The 5,112-nt window shown below is 61.4% G+C and carries 8 protein-coding genes; 7 read left to right on the forward strand and 1 reads right to left on the reverse strand.

Annotated elements, in window-relative coordinates:
- From QZ522_RS17615 to lpxB, 6 genes are all read left to right on the forward strand, one after another.
- The coding region (locus tag QZ522_RS17615; RefSeq protein WP_294614676.1) for a BamA/TamA family outer membrane protein at window positions 1-203 on the forward strand (203 nt) is incomplete at its 5' end.
- Between the two features lie 2 nt (window positions 204-205).
- Window positions 206-799: an OmpH family outer membrane protein gene (locus QZ522_RS17620; protein WP_294614677.1), complete on the forward strand. Its 594-nt coding sequence runs from the start codon at window positions 206-208 to the stop codon at window positions 797-799.
- Window positions 800-864: 65 nt separating this feature from the next.
- Window positions 865-1,329 carry a 3-hydroxyacyl-ACP dehydratase FabZ gene (fabZ, locus tag QZ522_RS17625; protein ID WP_294614678.1) on the forward strand — a complete coding sequence of 155 codons (465 nt, stop codon included), beginning with the start codon at window positions 865-867 and terminating at the stop codon, window positions 1,327-1,329.
- A gap of 5 nt (window positions 1,330-1,334) precedes the next feature.
- Entirely contained in the window at window positions 1,335-2,129 is a 795-nt protein-coding gene (gene lpxA / locus QZ522_RS17630; RefSeq protein ID WP_294614680.1) for an acyl-ACP--UDP-N-acetylglucosamine O-acyltransferase, read from the forward strand.
- Window positions 2,130-2,131: 2 nt separating this feature from the next.
- Window positions 2,132-2,938 (forward strand): UDP-2,3-diacylglucosamine diphosphatase LpxI, encoded by an 807-nt coding sequence (lpxI, locus tag QZ522_RS17635; protein WP_294614682.1) that lies wholly within the window; start codon window positions 2,132-2,134, stop codon window positions 2,936-2,938.
- Window positions 2,938-4,095, forward strand: coding sequence for a lipid-A-disaccharide synthase (gene lpxB, locus QZ522_RS17640; protein WP_294614684.1), 1,158 nt, complete (start codon window positions 2,938-2,940; stop codon window positions 4,093-4,095). The genes lpxI and lpxB overlap by 1 nt, the downstream gene beginning before the upstream one ends.
- On the opposite strand, the gene QZ522_RS17645 is transcribed toward lpxB, so the two are convergent.
- Window positions 4,096-4,572 carry a DUF2059 domain-containing protein gene (locus QZ522_RS17645; RefSeq protein WP_294614686.1) on the reverse strand — a complete coding sequence of 159 codons (477 nt, stop codon included), beginning with the start codon at window positions 4,570-4,572 and terminating at the stop codon, window positions 4,096-4,098. It lies immediately after the preceding gene.
- Window positions 4,573-4,734: 162 nt separating this feature from the next.
- Here QZ522_RS17645 and QZ522_RS17650 point away from each other — a divergent pair.
- Window positions 4,735-5,112, forward strand: a 378-nt coding sequence (locus QZ522_RS17650) for an ABC transporter ATP-binding protein (RefSeq protein ID WP_294614688.1), incomplete at its 3' end; no start/stop codon positions are given.

Raw genomic sequence — 5,112 nt, forward strand, 5'->3', positions numbered from 1 at the left:
TTGGGTCGATCTGGGGTATCAACACGCGCAATGCGACCGGTGTTGTAAACTCGACCGGGTTCAGTGATCGCCACGTGGTCGGGCTGTCTATCTTCTGGTCGTCGCCTTTCGGACCGATCCGGATGAACTTTTCCAATGTTCTCAAGAAAGAGCCGGGGGATTTCGAGCAGACCTTTGACCTGACGGTCAAGACGGAATTCTGATCATGCGGCGGAGCCTTGCCCTGGCTGGGCTCCTGCTCGCGCTTCTTAGCGCCGTCGCGGTGCCTCTGGCGGCGCAGCCCACAGGCGTTGTGCAAAGCGACATCCTGTTGCTTGATCCCGAGCGTGTGCTGAATGATACGGTCTATGGTCAACGCCTGCTGGCTGACATCCAGACCGAACGCGATGAGTTGGTCGCGCATAACCGTCGGGTCGAAGCAGAGCTGGAAGCCGAGGAAAAATCGCTGACCGAGCGCCGCCCGAACCTGTCGCCGGAAGAGTTTCGCGACCTTGCGGATGCGTTTGATCAAAAGGTGCAACAGCTGCGCCAGGACAGCGAACGCATGTCGCGCGATCTTGAACGTCAGCGCGAGCTCATACCGCTTCAGTTCATGCGGGTGATCGAGCCGGTTCTGGCAGGTATACTGAATGATTCCGGGGGGGTGGTGATCATGGATGTGCGGGCAGTTCTGCTGCGCTCGGGTGTGGCGGACATCACCGAGCTTGCCATCGAACGGGTCAACGAGCAAATTGGCGAGGGTCCGGCGAATGGCCCCAGACGCAGCGTGGAAACACCGCCCAAGGCCCCCGCCGAGTAGACTCCATTTCGTTTCTCAGCCCTCTTTGCCAGGGAATCGGGCATATTTACCTAGAAGGACGACCCATGACAGAGCCGCTTAAAACTGCCGATATCCACCTGATCCAGCGGATTATCCCGCATCGTTATCCGTTTCTTCTTGTGGACAAGGTGGTCGATATCGACGGCTTTCAGGCCGCGCGCGGGATCAAGAACGTCACCATGAACGAGCCGCATTTTCAGGGCCATTTTCCGGGCAAGCCGATCATGCCGGGCGTCACCATAGTCGAGGCGATGGCCCAGACCGCCGCTGTCATGGTGGGCACGGCGCTTGGTATGGAAGACCGCAACATGCTGGTGTATTTCATGGCGATTGATAACTGCAAGTTCCGCCGCATGGTGGTGCCGGGCGATGTTCTTGAAATGAAGCTCAAGACCGTGCGCGGCAAGCCCGGCGGCAAGGTCTGGAAGTTCAGCGGCGTGGCCGAGGTCGAAGGCGAAATGGCGGCCGAAGCCGAGTTCACCGCGATGATGGACCTTCCGAAAGAGTGAGAGAGATGACTGACACGCGTATTCATCCGAGCGCCTTTATCGAAGAGGGCGCGGTCATCGGTCAGGGTTGTGAGATCGGCCCGTTTTGCCATGTCGGCCCTGATGTGCGCCTTGGCGACCGGGTAACGCTCAAATCGCATGTGGTTGTGGCGGGCAATACGACCATCGGCGAGGAAACGGTGATTTTCCCCTTCGCCTGCATCGGCGAGGTGCCGCAGGACCTCAAGTTCAAGGGCGAAAGCACAGAGTTGACGATCGGCGCGCGCAATCGCATTCGCGAGCATGTGACCATGAACACCGGCACCGAGGGCGGCGGCGGCGTTACCCGTGTCGGGGATGACGGTTTGTTCATGGCCGGCTGCCACGTGGCCCATGATGTGCAGATCGGCAACCGGGTGATCGTGGTCAACAACGCTGCCCTGGCCGGGCACTGTATTGTCGAGGATGACGTGATCATCGGCGGCTTGTCCGGCATTCACCAATTTGTCCGCATCGGGCAGGGCGCGATCATCGGGGCCGTCACGATGGTTACCAATGACGTCATTCCCTATGGCCTCGTTCAGGCGCCACGCGGGGTGCTTGACGGGCTTAACCTTGTCGGTCTCAAGCGTCGTGGCGTGTCGCGGCTTGATATCACGTCGCTGCGCGCGGCCTTTCAGATGCTGGCGCAGGGCGAGGGCGCATTTCAGGATCGCGCCCGCCGACTTGGCGAAGAAACCGAAAGCGCCTATGTCCGCCAGATCGTCGATTTCGTCACCGGCCATAGTGACCGCTCATACCTGACGCCGGGGCAAAGCTGACCATGCCGGGACGTCTTGCGATTCTTGCCTGTGGCGGGGCCCTGCCGGTTGCGCTTGCCAGTGCCTGTCCACAAGCCTTGCAGATTTGTTTTGCAGGCGTGCCTCATAATCTTGGAGAGGGCGCCCAAGAGCACCGGTTTGAAAAGTTCGGCGCGCTGTTTCAGGCGTTGCATGAGGCCGGGGTCACGCGCATCGTTCTGGCGGGAAGCCTGCCGCGCCCGACGCTGGATCCTTCGGCGTTTGACGCGGTCACGATGGCGCTTGTGCCGCGTCTGATGGCGGGGATGCAGGGCGGCGATGACGGGCTTTTGACGACGGTGATTTCGGTCTTTGAAGAGCGGGGGTTCGCCGTGCTTGGTGCGCATGATCTCTTGCCTGATCTGACTGCTGCGGAGGGGTTTCACCTTGGGCCGCCGCTTGACGAGATAGCCGAATCCGACGCGGCGCGTGCCGCCGATATTCTGGCGGCGCTGTCGCCGCTCGATATCGGGCAGGGCTGTGTCGTGGCGGGCGGGCAATGCCTTGGGATAGAGACCGCACAGGGCACCGACGCGCTTTTGGGCTTTGTCGCGGCAACAGATCCGGCACGCCGCCCCAAGGCAAGGGGCGTCTTTGTAAAGGCGGCCAAGCGCGGACAGGATCTTCGGGTTGACATGCCCGCGATTGGACCCGGCACAATTGCAGCAGTGGCCGCAGCCGGTCTTGCCGGTCTCGTGATCGAGCCGGGCCGTGTGATGATCCTTGAGCGCGACAAGACCCTCGCCGCCCTGTCGGACACCGGGCTTTTCCTAACGGCCCGGACGCTCTGATGCGGATCTTCGTGATTGCCGGCGAGGCCTCTGGTGACAAGCTTGGGGCGGCCCTGATGGCCGGGCTCAAGTCTTTGACGACGGTAGAGTTTTCGGGCGTCGGAGGCCCCTTGATGGAGGCCGAGGGCCTGCAAAGCCTGTTCCCGATGGACGAGCTCAGCGTGATGGGGCTGGCCGAGGTATTGCCGAAATACCCGGCGCTTAAACGCCGCCTCAACCAGACCGCCGAGGCAGTGCTTGAAACTGCCCCGGACATTTTGATCACCATCGACAGCCCGGATTTCTGCCTGCGTGTCGCGCGCAAGGTCAAGGCCGCAAGCGCGATCCGAACCGTGCATTACGTGGCGCCCTCGGTCTGGGCCTGGCGGGCCGGGCGCGCGGCGAAAATGGCACGGGTGATCGACCATGTTCTGGCGCTCTTGCCGTTCGAGCCGCCCTATATGACCGCCGCCGGAATGGAATGCGATTTCGTCGGTCATCCGGTTGTGGCCGAGCCGCGCCCGAGCGCCGCCGAGGTTGCCGATTTCCGGGCGCGTCATGGGTTTGAGGGACAGCCGCTCTTGATGGTTCTGCCCGGATCGCGCCGCGGCGAGGTCAACCGCCTGACCCCGATCTTTGGCGAGGTGATTGCCGAAGTTGCCGCCGCACGCCCCGAGACGCGCCTTGTGTTGCCCACATCGCGCCATCTGGCGCCGCTGGTGCGCGAGATGGTCCGGGGCTGGCCGATTGCGCCGCTGGTTCTGGCCCCGGAAGAGGGGCAAAGCGCCGCGTTTACGCTGGAAAAGGCCTGTGCGTTCCATGCCGCCGATTGGGCGCTTGCAGCCTCTGGCACTGTCTCGCTCGAACTGGCGGCGGCGCGCACACCGATGGTGATTGCCTATGACATGAACTGGCTGAGCCGCACGTTGATTTCGCGTATGCTCAAGGTTGATACGCTGACGCTGGTCAATCTGGTCAGCGAGACCCGCGCGGTGCCGGAGTTCATCGGCAAGGCCTGTCGCGCAGACCTTATAACACCGGCTTTGCTTGGGCTGATGGATGACCCCGGTGCACAGATCGCCGCGATGGACATCACGCTTGAGCGGCTTGGCGAGGGGGGCGAGGCACCGGGCCTGCGGGCGGCGCGCGCCGTTCTGAGGCGCGCCGCCATTCGTTGATTATTGCGGCGCGGTGATGGCTTCGATCTTCGGCATCATCACCGGCATCGCCTTTTGCAGGACGGCCGAAATCATCGGCTGTTGGATCTGTGCCAGTTGCGGCATCTTTTCCATGACCGAGCGGCCGTGCTCGGATGTGTAGAAATCGCGCAGCGCGGTCAGCTCTTCCAAAGTCATCAGATCGGCCATGATCTCGTCCTGCTTGAGCATGACTTCGGTCAGCGGCCCGGTCAGTTCGTCTGAAAACAGGGTCTCGATCTGGCTGATCTGTTCGGGCGACATCGGCTGGCGGTTGTTGGCCATCTGCTTGATCATCGGCGTCCAGAGCTGGCGAATGAAGTCCTGAATATCCATTCCATCCATCGACGCTTCAACATATTCCCTGGCAACGGCCAGGCGGGCATCGCGAGTGTCTGTTTCGGCATGCACCGGGAAGGCAAGGCAAAGGGCGGCGGCGACCGCGATCAAAAAACGCATTCTTCTTCAACTCCTGTGGCTTGAAATTGGCGGTATGACACCACCGTGGCCGGGTACTGTCAATGCACCACCTCGGTGTGATGGCTTGCGAAGGCGGCGCAGGGTTGTTATCTGGCGTTAAACAAAACCCGATAAATTTGATCGGATAGACAAGAGGCCCCGGTGCAGACGCAAGACCCCCGGTTGGAAATCAAGCATATGGTGCGCCGTTATGACGGTCGCAGCGTGGTCAATGATGTGTCGCTTCGGGTGATGCCGGGGCAGGTGACCTGTCTTCTTGGGCCGTCGGGCTGTGGCAAATCGACGACCTTGCGGATGATCGCGGGTGTGGAGATGCAGGATTCCGGCGAAATCTGGGTCGATGGCAATCTGGTCTGTGACACGGTATTTCGCATTCCCCCCGAGCGGCGTCATATCGGGTTGATGTTTCAGGATTTTGCCCTGTTTCCGCATCTAAGCGTGGCGCAGAACGTGGCCTTTGGCCTGAGTGGCGATAAAGCCGCCATTGCCGACCGCGTCAAGGAGTTGCTTAGCCGTGTC

Origin of the sequence: uncultured Roseovarius sp. (genome assembly GCF_913054395.1) — a bacterium.
Classification (GTDB): domain Bacteria; phylum Pseudomonadota; class Alphaproteobacteria; order Rhodobacterales; family Rhodobacteraceae; genus Roseovarius.

Bases quoted from the DNA above. Each gene is read 5' to 3' on its own strand.
- QZ522_RS17620 (WP_294614677.1), top strand. From the start codon at position 206: ATGCGGCGGAGCCTTGCCCTGGCTGGGCTCCTGCTCGCGCTTCTTAGC.
- fabZ (WP_294614678.1), top strand. From the start codon at position 865: ATGACAGAGCCGCTTAAAACTGCCGATATCCACCTGATCCAGCGGATT.
- lpxA (WP_294614680.1), top strand. From the start codon at position 1,335: ATGACTGACACGCGTATTCATCCGAGCGCCTTTATCGAAGAGGGCGCG.
- lpxI (WP_294614682.1), top strand. From the start codon at position 2,132: ATGCCGGGACGTCTTGCGATTCTTGCCTGTGGCGGGGCCCTGCCGGTT.
- lpxB (WP_294614684.1), top strand. From the start codon at position 2,938: ATGCGGATCTTCGTGATTGCCGGCGAGGCCTCTGGTGACAAGCTTGGG.
- QZ522_RS17645 (WP_294614686.1), bottom strand. From the start codon at position 4,572: ATGCGTTTTTTGATCGCGGTCGCCGCCGCCCTTTGCCTTGCCTTCCCG.